The sequence below is a fragment of the Candidatus Stoquefichus massiliensis AP9 genome, assembly GCF_000455285.1.
GTDB classification, from domain to species: Bacteria; Bacillota_I; Bacilli_A; order Erysipelotrichales; family Coprobacillaceae; genus Stoquefichus; species Stoquefichus massiliensis.
The window spans coordinates 293,412-313,553 of sequence record NZ_HG005287.1 but is presented as its reverse complement, the minus strand read 5'-3'; the positions used below and the strand labels follow the sequence as shown (position 1 = coordinate 313,553).

Sequence of the window (20,142 nt, the reverse complement as noted above, 5' to 3'; positions counted from 1 at the left end):
AAGACTCTATGTTGCTTCTCTCTTTATACTCTTCTTAGAGGTGGTATAATGAAGAAGCTTTTTTTACATATAACAATGATTTGTATTTTATTGAGTGGTATTGTGGGATGTTATCAAAAGGACTATCAGCAAAGTGCGTATCGTGAGGATGCACAAATTGAGATATATCAACAACATATGCTTGATGTGGATTTTATTGATCAAAGACGTAAATATCCAACAGGTTGTGAAAGTGTTTCAACAGTGATGGCATTACGTTATTTGGGAATGAATATAACGGTTGATGACTTTATTGATCATTATCTAGACATGGGAAAACCACCACATATGAAGGATGGTATTTATCAGGGATGTGATCCATGGGAACAATTTCCTGGAAATCCTTATCGGTCAAATGGGTGGGGCTGCTTTGCACCAGTTATCATGAAAGCATTAAAGAAATTACCTGATTACCAGCAGTATACAGTTAAAGAATTATATAATGAATCAATAGAAGATTTATGTCAGAATTATATTGCTAGGGATATTCCTGTTGTTTTTTGGGCGTCTATTGATATGAAAGAACCAAAAGTCACAACAAAATGGAAAGTTATTGGATCAGAAAAGGAAATAGAATGGAAAAGTCCAATGCATTGTTTATTAATGACAGGGTTTGACCAAAATTATTATTACTTCAATGATCCTATGAAAGGGAAAAATGTAGCATATGATAAAGAGAGAGTAGAGAAAGTCTATGAAATCATGGGGAGTCAAGCGATTGTTATAGCTAAAAAATAGAAAATCTCATATATAAATTGTAGAGGATAATTTGATATATTATAATTTTCTTGACATTCCTGTGCGGAGGATAGTTTATAATAAGTTTGAAGGAGAAAATTATGTATAAAATAAGCCAGTTTTCTAAAATTTCAGGGTTGACTGTAAAAACTTTACGTTATTATGATGAATCCAATATTCTTAAGCCTTCATTTAGAAATGAGGAAAATCAGTATAGATATTATAATGATAGTGATTTAATAAAAGCCATGCTTATCAAAAAATTACGGACTTTGGGATTTTCTATTATGGAGATTAGGGAAGTTATTGAAACAGTTGAAAATGAAAACGACTTAGTTTACATCCTGCAAGAAAAAAAGAAATTAATTGAAAGAAATATTTCTAAGGAAAAAGAACTTATTGAGAAAATCAGTTCAAATACATTTTCTTTTGAGACTACGCACAAGATTAACGATTATCCTATTGAGAAGAAAGAAATTCAAAAAATATTAGTTGCTTCAATAAGATTTACTGGAAAATATAGTGATCTTGATAAGTATGTTCCAATATTATATAAAACAGTCAAGAATAATAAAGATGGCAAACATTTTAATTGCTATTTTGATGAAGAATGTGTTGAAAATGCAGATATTGAACTTTGTATCCCGATAAAAGAGTATATTGTAGATGCAAAAATTGAATGTAAAATATTACCTAAAATAAAAGCACTCCATACAATACATTATGGTGGATATGATACTTTATACCTTGCATATAGAGCGGTTTTTAACTATGCGAATACACATCATATTGAGATCTTAACGCCAATCAGAGAAATGTATATCAAAAGTCCAGGAATGATTTTCCAAGGAAATCCTGATAACTATATAACTGAAATTCTCTTGCCTTATGAGATAGAAGGGAAGGAATAATTATGAAAAAAGTGATTGAAAATTTTATTCCACAAGGTGGAAAACATTGTATGACTAACTCTTTAAAACAAATATTCTCATATTATGATTATCCAATATCAGAAGAAATGATTTTTGGAATCGCTTCAGGCCTATCATTCTTGTATATTAATCAATCCTATTCACCTATGGTAAGTGGGAGAACAAAAGTATTTGAATTTGAGAAAAAGCTTGCTGAACGCTTAAATATAAAGATAAAATGCAAAACTTCAAAGGACTATATAAAAGTTTTAGAGACTACAAAAAGTATGATTGATATAAATAATCCAGTCTTAATCTACGTAGATATGCCTTATTTGAGTTATCTTGACATGGATGCCAATAGTCATTTTGGAGGACATGCTGTGGTGTTATTTGGATATGATGATTCAACGCAAAAATTTTGGCTAAGTGACAGAGATAATCATGATTATCCCGTTCGCATTCCTAAAGGACAAATCAATCAAGATTATCATTTGGTTGATTATAATGAAATTGAAAAAGCTCGTAGCAGTTCTTATAGACCATTTCCAGCCAATAATAGGTTTTTGGCATTTGATTTTACTGGATATAAGGAAATTGATGAAACAATGATACAGTCTGCTATAAAAGAAACCTGTGAAATTATGCTTAACCCACCAGCCCAGCTTTTAGGAATTAATGGAATAAAAAAATTTTCTAAAGAAATACTGAAATGGAAAAATTTTAATGCCAGTAAACTCAAAATAGCAGGGATAACAAATTATTTCCAAATTAATCAAGATGGTGGAACAGGTGGGGGGATTTTTCGTAAAATGTATGGTGAGTTTTTAATAGAAACTGCACCTATAGTGAAGAATGAATGTTTAGTAACTTTAGGACAGAGATTCATAGATGTTGCTAAAAGATGGGATAAAATAGCTAATGATTTGTGGCAATTATCATTAACAGCTGACATATATTTATTAGAAAAAATGTCTATTTCAATATTGGAAATCTATAAAGAAGAAAAAGATTTATATAGGCTATTAAAAGAAACTATTGACTCTAGAGCATTTTAATGAAATACAAATAAAAAACGTAGATATCTACGCTTTTTACATTGATTTATCAAGGGTTACAATTCCTGCAACAGAACAGAGAACACCAATCACAAATACAGTTAAACTTATTAGCCATGATAGTTGCAATGTTTCTGATATTAAAAACAGAAATATTCCACATAAACATAATAAGAATCCGGTAAGTATAATCTTCATTGTTTATCTCCTCCTTAATCAAAATAAAATAATTCCTCAAATGCTTTATCTAATGCAATACATAAAATAAGAGCAAGTTTTGCAGTCGGATTAAATTGTCCTGTTTCGATAGAACTAATTGTTTGTCTAGATACACCCACCATTTGAGCAAGTTGGGTTTGCGAGATATTTTTTTCATTACGTGCTTCTTTGAGATGATTCTTTAAGATTAATTTTTCATTCATATATAAACCTTATAAGAACGCATTGATAAAATCAATAACTTTTATACAAAAAGTGAAAAACCAAAGTAAAGAAATAAAAATATATAATTTATTCTTTAAATAAAAAGCACGCATTCCATAGATAATAAAAATATATGGAAGAATAAGAATAAAGACAATATCAGTTATTGTGCTCTCACCAGTGAGTAAGAAAGACATAATTATTAAAAATGCAGCAACAATCGCCATAACCCCATAACTTTTTAATAATGCTTTCTGGCTAAAGAAAATTTTACCCTCATCTTTTTCTTTATGATATTTTTGAATAATTTCATCTTTTAACATATACAACCTCCTACCAAATCATTAGCCAAACTTGGACAATTGAATATGATGCCAATAATAATACAATAAATCCAATAATGATATATATTTTTGATTTTAAATAATAATAACGTGCAAAACAATAAATGCTTAAGTAACTCCATAATAAACTTAAAGTTGTATAGATCATTTCATTTTGAATTGTACTCATAAAAGAGAAAGCCAACATCAACAAACACATCAGTATAAAAATACCTGAAGCTATTGTTAAAGCTTTGTTGTCAATATATTCGTATATTTCATCATGGTTTTCATGACGACTTCTTGCTAAAATATCTTCTTTATTCATGTGGTATCCTCCTAACCAAGAACATCAATAATGTAAACGACTGTGATAAGAACGGAAAGCGAAGTCCAACCAATTCCTAATAAAATATTAGATTTATTGTGAACTTTAAGTCCGAAGTATAAATTTTGGCAACCCATCAGCATACATCCAATACCATAGACATCATAATAAGGTTGTCCTGCAATCATTTTGACAGTCATTAGGATAATGCAAATAATGAAACCTGCAATGACAGCTAATCGATCAGCTTTTAACATAATTTGCATTTCTCTTTCATCAAGATCTGTTGCTTTTCTTTTTTTGGCTTTATTAAGAATTTCATCTTTATTCATAATCTCATCTCCTATGACAAGTTTTCTTTACACTTATATTATATCATGACAAGTATACTTGTCAATATATATAAAAAAATAATTAATATTTTCCAATATTTACAATAAATTAATTTTATAATAATAAAAAATTATAAAAACTATTGCATTATATATTGAAATTCACTATACTATTTAAGAAATAGAAAGGAATGAGAAATATGGTGACATTTCAAAAGATTGTTAGTAAAAAAATTTTCAATAAGTCTTTTTTTCTCATTTTTCATATTTGTTAGAAAACATATCATTTGTATTGATATGTTTTTTTGTAAATTAGGAGGTATTTATGAAAGCATATTTGATTTTGGAAGATGGTCAGATTTTTGAAGGGGAACATTTTGGTGCAGATAAGGAGGTTATCAGTGAATTTGTATTTAATACATCAATGACGGGTTATGTAGAAATTCTTACTGATCCTTCATATGCTGGACAAAGTGTTGTCATGACGTATCCTTTAATTGGGAATTATGGTGTCTGTTTAGATGATCAGGAATCACAAATTCCTTATGTTGAAAGTTTTGTAGTGAATGAACTGGCGAGATTGGGAAATAATTTTAGAAAAAATATGGATTTAGAGGATTATCTAAAAAAACATGATATTCCAGGAATTCAAGGAATTGATACAAGATATTTGACTAAGATTATCCGTCAAAAAGGTTGTATGAATGGTATGATAACAACCTATCAATATGATGATTTAAGTGAAATTTTAAAGAAAATAAAAGATTTTCGTGTAACTGGTGTTGTTGAGGCAACAACATGTCAAAAACCTTATACAATAGGTCAAGGAAGAAAAGTCGCTTTATATGATTTTGGAGCAAAAAAGAACATTGCTATTGAACTGGTAAAACGAGGATGTGCTGTAACTATATATCCAGCTTCAACACCTGTGAGTACAATTTTAGAAGGTCACTATGAAGGTGTTATGTTGTCAAATGGACCAGGAGATCCAAAAGAATGTCAGAATATTATTGATGAATTAAAAATATTATCTAAGAGTGGCTTACCAGTCTTTGCGATTTGCTTAGGTCATCAGTTGCTGGCTTTGGCACATGGGTTTGAGACAGAGAAGATGACATATGGACATCATGGAGCTAATCATCCAGTTAAAGATCTAACAACACATAGAGTTTATATCTCAACCCAAAATCATAACTATGTTGTGAAAACAATTGATGAAAGTATTGCGAAACCATGGTTTGTGAATGTTAATGATCAAACTATTGAAGGATTAGAATACATAGATGAAAATATCAAAACTGTTCAATTTCATCCAGAAGCATGTGCAGGACCACTAGATACAGGTTATTTATTTGATGAGTTTATAAAAATGATGGGAGGAAAAATCAATGCCTAAATATAAAGAAATTCAAAAAGTATTAGTCATTGGCTCTGGTCCAATCATTATTGGTCAGGCAGCTGAATTTGATTACGCTGGCACACAAGCATGTCGTGCTTTAAAAGAAGAGGGTATAGAAGTTGTCCTCATTAATTCTAATCCTGCAACAATTATGACTGATAAAGATATTGCTGATAAAGTTTATATTGAACCTTTAACTGTACCTGTTGTCAAACACTTAATAGAAGTTGAAAAACCAGATAGTATTTTACCAACTCTCGGAGGACAAAATGCATTAAATATCGCTATGGCATTAGCTGATGAAGGTTTCCTAGATAAATATCATGTGAAAACAATTGGAACAAATACAGATACAATCAAGAAAGCCGAAGATAGATTAGAATTTAAGACACTCATGGAAAAAATTGGAGAACCATGTGCTGCCTCACTTGTTGTGAATCATGTAGATGATGCATTAGCATTTGCAAGAGAAATCGGTTATCCAGTTGTCGTAAGACCAGCCTATACATTAGGAGGAACTGGTGGAGGTATTGCTTATCATGAATCGGAACTCCATGATATTTGTTCTAATGGATTGAGATTGTCTCGTGTGAATCAGTGTTTGATTGAAAGATGTATATCTGGATGGAAAGAAATTGAGTATGAGGTTATGCGTGATAGTGCTGGTAACTGTATTACTGTTTGTAATATGGAAAACTTTGATCCAGTAGGCGTTCATACAGGTGATAGTATTGTTGTTGCACCGAGTCAAACTTTAAGTGATAAAGAATATCAGATGTTAAGAAGTTCAGCATTCAATATTATTACAGCCTTAAATATTCAAGGTGGCTGTAATGTACAATACGCTTTAAATCCACATAGTTTTGAGTATTGTGTCATTGAAGTCAATCCTCGTGTTTCTCGTTCATCAGCACTTGCTTCAAAAGCAACTGGTTATCCTATCGCGAAATTAGCTGCCAAAATCGCATTAGGTTATACTTTAGATGAAATTGTCAATGCAGTGACAGGAAAAACATATGCATCTTTTGAACCAACATTGGATTATATTGTCTGTAAAATTCCAAAATGGCCATTTGATAAATTTATAGGAGCATCTAGGAAATTAGGAACACAGATGAAAGCAACTGGCGAGGTTATGAGTATTTGTCAAAATTTTGAAGGTGCTTTAATGAAAGCTATTCGTTCTCTTGAACAAAATTTATATGATTTACACATACCTGAAATAGATCAATTAAATTATGATGAATTAAAAGAAAAACTCAAAGATGTTGATGATCAAAGACTATTTGTAATTGCTGAGGCTTTAAGAAAAGGAATAAGTGAAAAAGAAATTCATGCTATAACATCTATTGATTTGTGGTTTATTGATAAGATTAAGCACTTAATAGAAGTAGAAAATGCATTAAAAAACAAACCACTCACAATAGACTTATTAAAAAAAGCAAAACGATTAGAATTTCCTGATAAAATTATTGCTAAATATACACACCAGTCAGAACAAGCTATACATAAACTTAGAATTGATAATGATATTGTTGCAGTGTATAAGACAGTCGATACATGTGCAGCTGAATTTGATGCAACAACCCCTTATTATTATTCAGTATATGGAGGATACAATGAAGTTGGTACAGTATCAGATAAAAAGAAAATTATGGTACTAGGGTCAGGACCTATTCGTATTGGACAGGGTATTGAATTTGATTATTGTTCTGTGCATTGTGTATGGGCATTGAAAGATGCTGGATATGAGACAATTATTGTGAATAATAATCCAGAAACAGTATCCACTGATTTTGATATTGCAGATAGATTGTATTTTGAACCTTTAACACCAGAAGATGTTGAAAGTATTGTTGATAGAGAAAAGCCTGATGGTGCTATTGTACAGTTTGGTGGACAAACGGCCATTAAATTAACACAAGCCCTATTAGATATGGGAGTCAAGATTTTAGGAACATCAGCTGATGATGTAGATGCGGCAGAAGATCGTGAAAGATTTGATGAAATCTTAGAGAAATGTCAGATTGATAGACCCAAAGGTTCTACAGTTATGACAACACAGGAAGCTATTGAAACGGCTCATCAATTAGGCTATCCCGTTTTAGTAAGACCTTCCTATGTATTAGGTGGAGCAGGCATGGAAATTGCTTTAAATGATGAAGATATTGTAAAGTTTATGAAAATTATTCATCGTCAATATCAAGAACATCCAATACTCATTGATAAATATTTAGCTGGTAAAGAAATTGAAGTTGATGCTATTTGCGATGAATATGGTGTTTTGATTCCGGGAATTATGGAACATGTTGAACGTGCTGGTGTTCATAGCGGTGATAGTATTTCTGTATATCCACCGCAAAAGATTAAATCCGAAATTAAGGAAGTTATTGTTGATTATACAAAGAGACTTGCAAAAGCGTTGCATGTGATTGGATTAATTAATATTCAGTTTATTGTATATGAAGATCAGGTTTATGTCATTGAAGTCAATCCACGTTCGTCACGTACCATCCCTTATATTTCTAAAGTAACAGATATTCCCGTTGTTGATATTGCGACTCATGTGATTATGGGAAAATCAATCAAAGACCAAGGTTATAAATATGGCTTAGCACCTGAAAAAGATACAATTGCTATTAAGATGCCGGTTTTTTCCTTTGAAAAAATTAAAGGTGCTGAAATAAGTCTAGGACCTGAAATGAAGTCTACGGGTGAAGTACTAGGAATTTCGTCAGATTATGATGAAGCCATCTATAAAGCCTTTATTGGAACTGGAATACAATTACCTAAGAAAAAGAATATTATTTGTACAATTAAAGATAGTGCAAAAGAAGAGTTCTTGTCTATCGCAAGAGAATATCATTCTTTTGGATATCATCTTTATGCAACAGAAGGCACATATCATTTTCTTAAAGAACATAATATTCCTGTATATTTGGTTAATAGAATAGACGCAGCATCAAACACAATCTTTGATTTGATGTTAACAGATACTGTGGATTTGGTTATTGATATTCCAACCCGTAATAATAATCTGAAAGATGGTTTCCTGATTAGAAGATTTGCAGTAGAAGCAGGTATTCCTATTTATACATCTTTAGATACTGCGCAGGCTTTAATTACAAGTCTCAAGAAAAAACATCAAAGCAAGACAACATTAATGAATATAGCAAAATAAAAATAAGCCAGCTTTAGTCATACTAGAGTTGGCTTATTTGGTATATTATGTATTTTGAAAGTTTTTAATCATGCTCAAATTCATTGTTATAGAGTGGTGTGACATATTGTTTGTTAAAACATGCCATACATAAGTCACAAGTATATTCCTTTTTGAAGTGGATTGATCTTTTTAGACCTTCCTCACTTATGAATGCTAGAGAATCTGCACCAATATATTGACAAAGTTGAGAAACATTCATCTGATGAGAAATAAGTTCCTTAAGTGTCGAAGTATCAACACCATAAAAACAAGGATATTTGATGGCTGGTGAAGCAATTCGTACATGAACTTCTTTAGCGCCAGCTTCTTTTAATAATGAAACAATACGTTTAGAAGTTGTTCCACGTACAATGGAATCATCAATCATAATCACTTTTTTATCTTTAACAATAGATGCAACGGCAGAAAGTTTCATTCGTACTCCCTGATTTCTTAATTCTTGTGTAGGCTGAATAAAAGTTCTGCCAACATATTTATTTTTAATAAGTCCCATTTCATAGGGAATGTGTGAAGCTTCAGCATATCCAATAGCAGCAGAAATGGAAGAATCAGGGACACCTATAACAATATCTGCATCTACAGGACTCTCATAATAAAGCTGCTTTCCAGCATTTTTACGTGTTGTATGAACATTAATGCCATCAATGGTACTATCTGGGCGAGAAAAATAAACATATTCCATAGCACAAATTTGATCATGAATAGTTTTTTGAGTATAAATGCGAGAAAGCAATTGATTATTTTTGACACGTACTATTTCTCCAGGTTCAATATCCCTTATAAATTGAGCACCGACAATATCTAAAGCACATGTTTCTGATGCAAAAACATAAGAACCATTAGGAAGTTGACCAATAGCTAAAGGTCTTAATCCATAGCGATCACGAACAGCATATAAACAATCTTCCAAGAGAATTAAAAATGCAAAAGCTCCATCCAATTGATCTAATGAAACACAAATTCGATCAATCATATGTCCTTTTTGTCGTTTAATCAAATGTCCTAAAATTTCAGTATCAGAAGAAGATGAAAAAATACTTCCTTGTGACTCTAGTTCTAATCTCAAAACATCAGCATTAACAATGTTTCCATTATGACATATACCCATATCACCATTCATTGTTCTAAAAAGCAGTGGTTGAACATTCATAATGCCACCACCACCAGCTGTAGAATAACGCACATGTCCAATAGCGTGAATACCATGCAAATTGTTTATTTTATCAGGATTAAAAACTTCAGTTACTAATCCTTCACCTTTATGAAGAGAAAGGTGATCTTGATGTGAGACTAAAATTCCAGCACCCTCTTGCCCGCGATGCTGTAAGGCATGCAAACCATAATAACAAAGTTGAGCAGCATCTTGATGCTGAAAAATGCCAAAAACCCCACACTCTTCATGAACTTCCTTTAAATCATCCATATTTTATTCTCCTTTATAGATTAATTACCTATATTTATTATATACAAAGGAATTGTATTTTTCAAATAAATTTAATAATAATTTATCAAAATAATAAAAAATAATTGACAAACAAATGCGAGTGTAGCATAATTCAAGTAAATAAACGAAATGTTTATGGAAGAGGAGTGATAGATATGGAAAAAAAGATAACTGATATTTTTGGGACTTTAGTATTTGATGAAGAAATTATGGAAGAAAGACTTGCAAAGGATACTTTCAATGAACTTCAAAAAACAATTAAAGAGGGGAAATCATTAAATTTAAAAATAGCAAATGCTGTTGCGAATGCTATGAAAGATTGGGCTATTGAACATGGAGCTACACATTATACCCATTGGTTTCAGCCAATGACAGGAGTAACAGCTGAAAAACATGATAGTTTTATTAATACAAACAGAAATGGAAAAGTTATTATGGAATTTTCTGGTAAGGAACTTATTAAAGGAGAGCCAGATGCTTCATCATTTCCAAATGGGGGATTACGTGCAACATTTGAAGCACGTGGATATACTGCATGGGATCCAACATCATATGCATTTATTAAAAATAATGTTTTATGTATTCCAACTGCATTTTGTTCTTATTCAGGACATGCATTAGATAAAAAGACACCATTACTCAGAAGTATGCAAGCCATTAATAAGCAGGCATTAAGAATTTTAAGAGTATTTGGTAATGAAGATGTGAAGAGTGTCAAAACAACGGTAGGACCAGAACAGGAATATTTCTTAGTGGATAAGAAATATTATGAAAAAAGAAAAGATTTAATTTATACAGGTCGTACATTATTTGGTGCACCTTCACCAAAAGGACAGGAAATGGAAGATCATTATTTTGGAACAATCAAAAGCAGAGTCCAAGAGTTTATGAATGAGTTAAATGAAGAATTGTGGAAATTAGGGATTTTAGCTAAAACAGAGCATAATGAAGTTGCACCAGCACAGCATGAATTAGCACCTATTTTCTCTACTACAAATATGGCAACTGACCACAACCAATTAACAATGGAATTGATTCAACGTATTGCTAAAAAACATGGACTTGTTGCATTACTTCATGAAAAACCATTTGATGGTATTAATGGGAGTGGAAAACACAATAACTGGTCGTTATCAACTGACACAGGTGTAAATTTATTAGAACCAGGTGAGACACCATATGAAAATGCACAGTTTTTGTTATTCTTATGTGCTGTTATTAAGGCAGCAGATGAACATCAGGATTTATTAAGATTATCCGTTGCTACTGCTGGAAATGACCATCGTTTAGGAGCAAACGAAGCACCACCAGCCATTATTTCAGTATTCTTAGGTGAAGAATTAACACAAATTTTAAGTGCTATTGAAGAAGATAAAACATATGATTTCAAAGAAAAAGAAGTCATGAAAATTGGTGCTCATGTTTTACCAAAATTTCCTAAAGATACAACAGATCGTAATCGTACATCACCATTTGCCTTTACTGGAAACAAATTTGAATTCCGTATGCCAGGATCAAGTTCATCTGTCGCAAATTGTAATATTATACTCAATACAGTTATTGCAGATGAATTAAAATTATTTGCTGATATATTAGAGGAAGCATCTGATTTGACATCAGCATTAAATCGTTTAATTAAAGAAACGATTAAAAATCATAAACGTATTATTTTCAATGGAAATGGTTATGATGATTCATGGGTAGAAGAAGCAAAAGCAAGAGGCTTATTCAATTTACGTACAACACCAGATGCCTTACCATATTTTGTTAAAGATGAAAATATTGAATTATTCCAAAGACATAAGGTTTTTGATAAAGAAGAAGTTATTTCACGTTATGAAATTTTAATGGAAGAGTATGTAAAAACCTTAAACATTGAAGCCTTAACAATGTTAAATATGGTGAGAAAAGAAATTCTGCCAGCTGTAAGTCAATATTCGTATACACTTGCTAAGACTTGTGCAACGAAAGATAAAGTCATTCAAACTGAAAATATTTATGAAAAAGAAGTCCTAAAAGATATTTCAAAATTACTCGATGAAGCTTATAAAGCAACACTATCTTTAGAAGATATTTTAAATCAAGTTCAAGATATTACTGATTATGAAAAGGCAGCATTTTATTATCGAGATAAAGTCATTCCAGCAATGATGGCTTTACGTACACCATGTGATCAATTGGAAAAACGAACTGCTGAAAAATCATGGCCATTTCCAACATATGGTAAATTATTATTTGGCATTCTATAATAACAAAACTTAAATTATGAATAAGGAGAGGGGGTAAAGTTGAGACATAACTGCTCGACGAAATAAAATATGTGTTCAATTATGGGGTATTGTTGTCAAAATGTATCAAAAGAATTATTTTTGAATGGGTTTGAAAGAACCCGTTCAAGAGGACCTGATGATATGCGTATTGTTGATACAACAGAGGGATTGTTAGGATTTCAGCGATTATCTATTATGGGATTAGATAGCCATGGCATGCAGCCATTTCAAAAAGCAGGTCATTATGTTGTATGTAATGGTGAAATTTATGGTTTCCGCTCAATCAAAAATAAATTAATAGAAGAAGGATTTGAGTTTAAGGGAGAGAGTGATTGTGAAATCTTACTACCTCTTTATATAAAAATGGGTGTACAGATGTTTCAATATCTTGATGGAGAGTTTGCAATGATTATCTTTGATGGGGAGACAAAGGAATTCATTGCAGCAAGAGATCCTATTGGTATTAGACCGTTATTTTATGGTTATGATAAAGAACAGAATATTGTTTTTGCATCAGAATGCAAAAACTTAATAGATATATGTCAGAAGATTTATCCATTTCCACCTGGACATTATTATAAGAATGAAAAATTTGTATGTTATAGAGATATGAGTTTGGTTGATGAATTTCATAACGATGATTTAGAAACAGTTTGTCATCATATCTATGATTTGTTAGTGAAAGGGATAGAAAAGCGATTAGATGCTGATGCTCCATTAGGTTTTTTATTAAGTGGTGGATTAGATTCTTCTCTTGTTTGTTCAATTTCATCACGTTTGCTCAACAAACCAATACAAACGTTTGCGATTGGTATGGAAAGTGATGCTATTGATTTGAAATATGCGAGAGAAGTTGCAGATTTTATTCACAGTCAGCATACTGAAGTCATAATTACAAAAGATGATGTTATTCAATCTTTAGAAGATGTCATTTATACATTAGGAACTTATGATATTACAACCATTCGAGCATCAATTGGAATGTATCTTTTATGTCAGTATATCCATCAGCATACTGATATACGCGTGCTTTTAACAGGTGAGATATCAGATGAATTATTTGGATATAAGTATACGGATTTTGCTCCAAATGCTTTGGAATTTCAGAAGGAGTCTGAAAAACGTATTCGAGAACTTTATATGTATGATGTTTTACGTGCTGATAGATGTATTAGTGTACATTCACTGGAGGCACGTGTTCCTTTTGGTGATTTGGCTTTTGTAGATTATGTCATGCATATTGATCCAGCTAAAAAAATGAATGTATATGGAAAAGGAAAATATTTATTACGTAAGGCTTTTGATAAAGGTTATTTACCTGAAGATATTTTAATGAGAGAAAAAGCTGCATTTTCTGATGCGGTTGGACATTCACTTGTTGATGAATTAAAAGCATATGCAGAGAGTTATTATAGTGATGAGCAATATGAAGCAAAGAGACAAGTATATGATTTTGCAGTTCCATTTACAAAAGAATCATTGCTTTATCGTGAGATTTTTGAAAAATATTATCCGCATCAGGCACATATGATTCAAGGGTTCTGGATGCCTAATTTGAAGTGGGAAGGATGTCAGGTACAAGATCCATCAGCGAGATTTTTAAAAAATTATGGAAATAGTGGAAAGTAAGGAAGGATGATTAGATGAGTGATTATAATCAGAGAATAAGAAATGTGAGAGAACATGATGCATGTGGAATAGGAGCTGTTGTTCATATTGATGGGAGAGCAGATAATAAAGTTGTAGATCAAGCATTAACAATTGTAGAAAAGCTTGAGCATCGTGCTGGTAAAGATGCAAGTGGAGAAGTTGGTGATGGAGTAGGCCTTTTATTACAGATATCTCATCGTTTCTTTAAAAAAGTAGTACAATCATTACAAATCAACTTACCACAACCTCACCATTATGCAGTAGGAATGTTTTTCTTTCCTCAAGATACCCAAGAACAACAACAGGCAATGAAAACATTTGAAGATATCATAAAGAAAAATCAACTCAAATTCTTAGGATGGCGAAAAGTTCCTTGTCAAGAAAATATTTTAGGACAAAAGGCAAAAGAATGTATGCCATGTATTATGCAGTGTTTTATTGAAAAAAATGACATTTATAAGAAAATGGACTTTGAAAGAATATTATATTTGGTACGTCGTGAATTTGAAAAATCTTGTTCGCAAAGCTATGTTGTTTCCTTATCATCATCAACAATTGTTTATAAAGGAATGTTTCTTGTACAGCAATTAAGACAGTTTTATCTTGATTTACAGGATAGCGATTATCAGAGTGCTATTGCGATTGTGCATTCACGTTTTTCTACAAATACTAATCCTAGCTGGCAAAAAGCTCATCCTCATCGTATGATTGCTCATAATGGTGAAATCAATACAATCCGTGGAAATGCAAAACGAATGCTTGCTAGAGAAGAAACATTACACTCTGCATATTTCCAAAATCAATCATCTAAAATTCATCCTATTATTGATATTGATGGTTCTGATTCAGCAATTCTAGACAATACATTAGAATATTTCTATATGAATGGTATGCCACTTGCTAAAGCAATGATGTTATTGATTCCAGAACCATGGAAACATACAGCCATGTCACAGGATAAAAAAGATTTTTATCATTATTATGCAACAATGATGGAACCTTGGGATGGACCAGCAGCCATTTTATTTAGTGATGGTGAAGTGATGGGTGCTATGTTAGATCGTAATGGTTTAAGGCCAGCACGTTATTATATTCTTGATGACAATACACTTATTCTCTCATCAGAAGTTGGTGTTCTTGATATTGATGAAAGTCGCATTGTTAAAAAATCCAGATTAGAACCAGGTAAAATGTTACTTGTCGATACAACTAAAAAACAATTTATAGAAGATGATGTTTGTAAAAAGAATTTTGCTCAGGAACATTCTTATAGTGAATGGCTAAATCAAAATCTTGTGTATTTAAAAGATTTACCAGTTAGAGATACCAAAATTCATATGCATACACAAAACGAACGATATATTCTATACAAAGTTTTTGGATATACATATGAAGATGTTAAAGACATGATTTTGCCTATGTGCCAAAATGGTGTTGAACCTATTGCATCAATGGGAACAGATATTCCTCTTGCTATGTTAAGTCATAACCATCCTCGCTTATTCCATTATTTTAAACAGCAGTTTGCACAGGTGACAAATCCACCAATAGATTCATTACGTGAACATATTATTGTGGATACAACAATTTATCTTGGATCACAGGGACAATTATTACATGACTGTCAAGACAATAGTCGTGTTATCGAAGTGAATAATCCGATTTTAGATGGCTATGATATGAATAAAATGACTGAACTTAATGAAAATGGATTTCATAGTTGTAGAATCTCCTTGTTATATGATAAACAAATATCTTTGAAAGAAGCTTTAGATCAATTATTTCTTAATTGTGATCAGGCTTATCAGGAAGGAATGAATATCTTCATTCTGAGTGATAAAGGAGTAGATGAAAATCATTTTATCATTCCATCTTTATTAGCTGTTTCAGCTGTCGAAAATCATTTGGTTAAAACAAAAAAAGAAACAGCTATATCAATTGTATTAGAAAGTGGTGAACCACGAGATGTTCATCAGTTTGCATGTTTATTGGGATTTGGTGCGAAAGCTATTTATCCTTACTTGGCTCATGAATGTATTATAGAGATGAATCACCAAGGTTTATTAGATAAGAATACCGATGAAGCGATTAAAGATTATAATCATGCTATTTTAAAAGGTATTGTTAAAATTGCTGCAAAAATGGGTATTTCAGCATTACAATCTTATCAGTCAGCACAGATTTTTGAAGCAATTGGATTGAAAGAGGATGTAATGGAAAATTATTTTTCTCATACAATGTATTCAGCTGGTCATAAAGGATTATCAGATATTGAAGAAGATATTCATTATTATCATCACTATGGATTTGATTCATTAGAGGATACATCATTAAAGAGTTTAGGAATTCATAAATTCCGTCGTGGACCAGAAAGTGAGAAGCACATGTATAATCCTGAAACAATTGTCTTGTTACAAAAGGCAACACAAACAGGAAGTTATAGTTTGTTTAAAGATTATTCAAAACAATTAGAATCACAATCATTTGCATTACGACATTTATTAGAATTTGATATGAGTCATTGTCAATCTATTCCTATTGATGAAGTGGAAAGTGTTGAAAGTATTGTTAAGCGTTTTAAAACAGGAGCTATGTCATATGGTTCTATTTCAAAAGAAGCACATGAGTGTTTGGCCATTGCGATGAATGAATTGGGTGGGAAATCTAATTCTGGAGAAGGTGGCGAGGAAACACATCGTTTCAATACAAATGCTAATAGTGCTATTAAGCAGGTGGCAAGTGGTCGTTTTGGTGTAACGAGTGATTATTTAGTCAGTGCAAAAGAAATTCAAATTAAAATGGCCCAGGGTGCAAAACCAGGTGAAGGTGGTCATCTTCCTGGTCAAAAAGTCTATCCTTGGATCGCAAAAACACGTTATTCAACACCAGGAGTCACATTGATTTCACCGCCGCCTCATCATGATATTTATTCTATAGAAGATTTATCACAGTTAATCTATGATTTGAAAAATGCCAATCGTGATGCGCGTATTTCTGTTAAACTTGTTTCAGAGTCAGGAGTAGGAACCATTGCTTCTGGCGTTGCTAAGGCGGGAGCTGAAGTCATATTGATATCAGGGTATGATGGTGGAACTGGTGCAGCTCCACAAAGTTCTATTCATCATGCTGGATTACCTTGGGAATTAGGTTTAATGGAAACACATCAGTCGTTGATTGATAATGGTTTGCGAACACATGTTGTTTTAGAAACAGATGGTAAATTAATGACAGGTAGGGATGTAGCTATAGCGGCTTTATTAGGGGCTGAAGAATTTGGCTTTGCGACTGCACCATTGGTGACGATAGGATGTGTGATGATGCGTGTTTGTAATTTGGATACATGTCCAGTGGGAATTGCTACTCAAAATGAGAAACTAAGAAAACGTTTTAAAGGAAAACCAGAATATGTCATCAATTTTATGAGATTTATTGCTGAAGAGTTGCGTGAAATTATGGCAAAATTAGGATTTCGTACAATTCATGAAATGGTTGGACATATGGATGTCTTAAAAGCAAAATCAGGCTATAAAGAATTAGATATTCTTTTAAATAAAAAGAATTTGAATGTTCATTTTGAAAAAGAACATGTCTATGATTTTAAAATCAATGAAACCCTAGATATGAAATTATTTCAATCTGCTTTTAAAGATGCATTTGAAAAACAAGAGCCTCACAGTGAAAAAGTAACAATTTCAAGTCTCAATCGAAGTCTTGGAACATTATTAGGAAGTGAAGTCACAAAACAAATTCAAAGGCAATTAGATAATGATATGTATCAGCTTCATTGTATAGGTGGAGCAGGTCAGTCATTAGGAGCATTTCTACCTCAAGGTATGGCAATAGTTGTAGAAGGAGATGCCAATGATTATTTTGGAAAAGGCTTATCAGGGGGTAAACTGGTTATTAAGCCATCATCTCAGTCAAAACTCATTGCTGAAGATAACGTTATTATTGGCAATGTTGCACTTTATGGTGCAACATCTGGAGAAGCCTATATTTGTGGTCAGGCTGGAGAACGTTTTGCAGTACGTAATTCTGGAGCAACGGCAGTTGTAGAAGGTTGTGGTGATCATGGTTTAGAATATATGACTGGTGGAAAAGTTGTTGTTCTGGGAAAAACAGGTAAAAATTTTGCGGCTGGAATGAGTGGCGGAATAGCTTATGTTTTAGATACAAATAATCAATTATCTCAACGTTTAAATAAAGAATTAGTCATGATGAAAGATGTGACTGATTATAAAGATATGAATGATTTAAGAGTATTATTAGAAAAACATAGGCAAGAAACAGGTTCACATTTGGCACAACAAATTTTAAATGATTTTGATTATTGGATTATAAAATTCAAAAAAATTGTGCCAGTTCATTATTTGCATATGTTAGAAAGTATTAATGATTTTAAAAAGATGGGATATTCATATGATGAGGCTGAACTGAAAGCTTTTCAAGAGTTTTATCAGCAGGAGGAGTAATATGGGAAAAACAACAGGATTTTTAGAATATCAAAGAATTGAAAATACTGAGAGAAAAATCAGTGATAGATTAAATGATTTTGATGAATTACATATCCCTCTTGATGATCAACAACGTCGTCAGCAAGGGGCACGTTGTATGAATTGCGGAGTCCCGTTTTGCCAATCGGCCATTAAAATAAACAATATGGTGACAGGCTGTCCTTTGTATAATTTGATTCCAGAATGGAATGATGAAATTTATCATCATAATGATGAACAGGCCCTTTTACGTCTTTTAAAAACCAATCCATTTCCAGAGTTTACTGGACGTGTTTGTCCAGCGTTATGTGAAAAAGCATGTGTATGTGGGATTCATGATGAACCGGTGACAATTAAAGATAATGAATTGTTCATTATTGAAAAAGGTTTTGAAAATGGTTTAATGAAAGCAACATTACCAAAACATTCCACAACAAAAAAAGTTGCTGTAATAGGCAGTGGACCAGCTGGATTAACAGTAGCCTACCAGCTTAATCGTCGCGGACATCAAGTAACAGTATTTGAAAAAGATGATCGTTTAGGTGGATTGCTTATGTATGGTATACCACAAATGAAATTAGAGAAAAGAATTATTGAACGTCGTATTGAATTGATGAAAGCAGAAGGAATTGTTTTTCATACCAATATTGATGTTGGTAAAGATATTTCAAAAGAAACATTAATGAAAGAGTATGATGCTATCGTTTTATGTTGTGGAGCTAAGAAACCACGTGATTTAAAAATACCTAAACAAAATATCAAAGGTGTTTATTATGCTGTTGATTTTTTAAAAGCAACAACACAGGATTTATTAGATCAAAAAACACCACGAATCAATACATATCAAAAAGATGTTGTGATTATTGGTGGCGGAGATACAGGAAATGACTGTGTAGGAACATGTTTGCGTCAAAAATGTAACTCTATTATACAGATAGAAATGATGCCGCAACCGCCACTCAAGAACAATCAGCCATGGCCTATGTGGCCTAATGGTCTAAAAACAGATTATGGTCAAAAAGAAAATAAAGATATTTTTCATCATGATCCACGTCTTTATAAAACAACAGTAAAAGAATGTTTAGAAGAAAATGGACAATTAAAAGCTGTTAAAATAGTAGAAGGTTCATTTGTTGATGGGAAATGGATTGAGAAAGCAAATAGTGAAAAAATAATTCAAGCAGATTTTATGCTGATTGCTGTAGGGTTTTCAGGTATAGAGGATTATCTTATTAATTCATTTGATTTAAATGTTAATTCATATAATAATGTTCAAACAATGTCTGAAAGTTATCAGACAGATAATGAAAAGATATTTGTGGCTGGTGATATGCATCGTGGACAATCTTTAATTGTATGGGCAATAGCTGAGGGTAATGAGTGTGCTAAAGAAGTTGACCAATATTTAATGGGATATAGTCATCTAGATAAATAGTTGTCTTAATCTTTATTGGATTTATATAACCCTATTAAGAAGAAATGAAATATAATTAGAAAATCATCCTGATTAA

At 32.0% G+C, this 20,142-nt stretch carries 15 protein-coding genes; 9 read left to right on the top strand and 6 right to left on the bottom strand.

The genetic code is table 11. The annotated features are described in order from the left end of the window. Positions 1 to 48 precede the first annotated feature (48 nt). From BN350_RS07530 to BN350_RS07520, 3 genes are all read left to right on the top strand, one after another. On the top strand, positions 49 to 777 hold the full coding sequence (locus BN350_RS07530; protein WP_049945533.1) for a C39 family peptidase: 729 nt from the start codon (positions 49 to 51) through the stop codon (positions 775 to 777). Positions 778 to 878: 101 nt separating this feature from the next. Further along, entirely contained in the window at positions 879 to 1,688 is an 810-nt protein-coding gene (locus tag BN350_RS07525) for a MerR family transcriptional regulator (protein ID WP_028043049.1), read from the top strand. A gap of 2 nt (positions 1,689 to 1,690) precedes the next feature. Then, a complete protein-coding gene (locus tag BN350_RS07520; protein ID WP_028043048.1) occupies positions 1,691 to 2,746 on the top strand; it encodes a BtrH N-terminal domain-containing protein in 1,056 nt (351 codons plus the stop codon). Between the two features lie 36 nt (positions 2,747 to 2,782). Here BN350_RS07520 and BN350_RS20605 read toward each other — a convergent pair whose 3' ends face one another. Genes BN350_RS20605 through BN350_RS07495 form a run of 5 tightly spaced genes read right to left on the bottom strand, consistent with a single transcriptional unit; the run spans position 2,783 to position 4,152 of the window. Further along, the gene (locus BN350_RS20605; protein ID WP_155849098.1) at positions 2,783 to 2,944 is read right to left on the bottom strand and encodes a hypothetical protein; all 162 of its coding nucleotides are present in this window, start codon (positions 2,942 to 2,944) and stop codon (positions 2,783 to 2,785) included. Between the two features lie 14 nt (positions 2,945 to 2,958). After that, the gene (locus BN350_RS07510; protein WP_028043047.1) at positions 2,959 to 3,168 is read right to left on the bottom strand and encodes a helix-turn-helix transcriptional regulator; all 210 of its coding nucleotides are present in this window, start codon (positions 3,166 to 3,168) and stop codon (positions 2,959 to 2,961) included. Between the two features lie 9 nt (positions 3,169 to 3,177). Continuing rightward, positions 3,178 to 3,492: a DUF6442 family protein gene (locus BN350_RS07505; protein ID WP_028043046.1), complete on the bottom strand. Its 315-nt coding sequence runs from the start codon at positions 3,490 to 3,492 to the stop codon at positions 3,178 to 3,180. 10 nt (positions 3,493 to 3,502) lie between these two features. Continuing rightward, complete coding sequence (locus BN350_RS07500) at positions 3,503 to 3,820, bottom strand: DUF6442 family protein (protein ID WP_028043045.1); 318 nt, start codon at positions 3,818 to 3,820, stop codon at positions 3,503 to 3,505. An 11-nt stretch (positions 3,821 to 3,831) separates the two neighbouring features. Beyond that, positions 3,832 to 4,152 (bottom strand): DUF6442 family protein, encoded by a 321-nt coding sequence (locus BN350_RS07495; RefSeq protein WP_028043044.1) that lies wholly within the window; start codon positions 4,150 to 4,152, stop codon positions 3,832 to 3,834. Between the two features lie 325 nt (positions 4,153 to 4,477). On the opposite strand from BN350_RS07495, the gene BN350_RS07490 reads away from it, so the two are divergent. After that, complete coding sequence (locus tag BN350_RS07490; protein WP_028043043.1) at positions 4,478 to 5,548, top strand: carbamoyl phosphate synthase small subunit; 1,071 nt, start codon at positions 4,478 to 4,480, stop codon at positions 5,546 to 5,548. Beyond that, positions 5,541 to 8,732: a carbamoyl-phosphate synthase large subunit gene (gene carB / locus BN350_RS07485; RefSeq protein WP_028043042.1), complete on the top strand. Its 3,192-nt coding sequence runs from the start codon at positions 5,541 to 5,543 to the stop codon at positions 8,730 to 8,732. The genes BN350_RS07490 and carB overlap by 8 nt, the downstream gene beginning before the upstream one ends. Positions 8,733 to 8,796: 64 nt before the next feature. Here carB and purF read toward each other — a convergent pair whose 3' ends face one another. Then, positions 8,797 to 10,197 (bottom strand): amidophosphoribosyltransferase, encoded by a 1,401-nt coding sequence (gene purF, locus BN350_RS07480; RefSeq protein ID WP_028043041.1) that lies wholly within the window; start codon positions 10,195 to 10,197, stop codon positions 8,797 to 8,799. Positions 10,198 to 10,373: 176 nt separating this feature from the next. Between purF and BN350_RS07475 the strand changes: the two genes are divergently transcribed. The 4 genes from BN350_RS07475 to BN350_RS07460 all read left to right on the top strand — a co-directional run bounded on the left by BN350_RS07475 (position 10,374) and on the right by BN350_RS07460 (position 20,066). Then, on the top strand, positions 10,374 to 12,467 hold the full coding sequence (locus BN350_RS07475; protein ID WP_028043040.1) for a glutamine synthetase III family protein: 2,094 nt from the start codon (positions 10,374 to 10,376) through the stop codon (positions 12,465 to 12,467). A 69-nt stretch (positions 12,468 to 12,536) separates the two neighbouring features. Continuing rightward, positions 12,537 to 14,117, top strand: a complete 1,581-nt coding sequence (gene asnB, locus BN350_RS07470; protein WP_028043039.1) for an asparagine synthase B — start codon at positions 12,537 to 12,539, stop codon at positions 14,115 to 14,117. 14 nt (positions 14,118 to 14,131) lie between these two features. Continuing rightward, on the top strand, positions 14,132 to 18,610 hold the full coding sequence (gltB, locus tag BN350_RS07465; RefSeq protein ID WP_044600189.1) for a glutamate synthase large subunit: 4,479 nt from the start codon (positions 14,132 to 14,134) through the stop codon (positions 18,608 to 18,610). A gap of 1 nt (position 18,611) precedes the next feature. Beyond that, positions 18,612 to 20,066, top strand: a complete 1,455-nt coding sequence (locus tag BN350_RS07460; protein ID WP_028043037.1) for a glutamate synthase subunit beta — start codon at positions 18,612 to 18,614, stop codon at positions 20,064 to 20,066. Positions 20,067 to 20,142 lie beyond the last annotated feature (76 nt).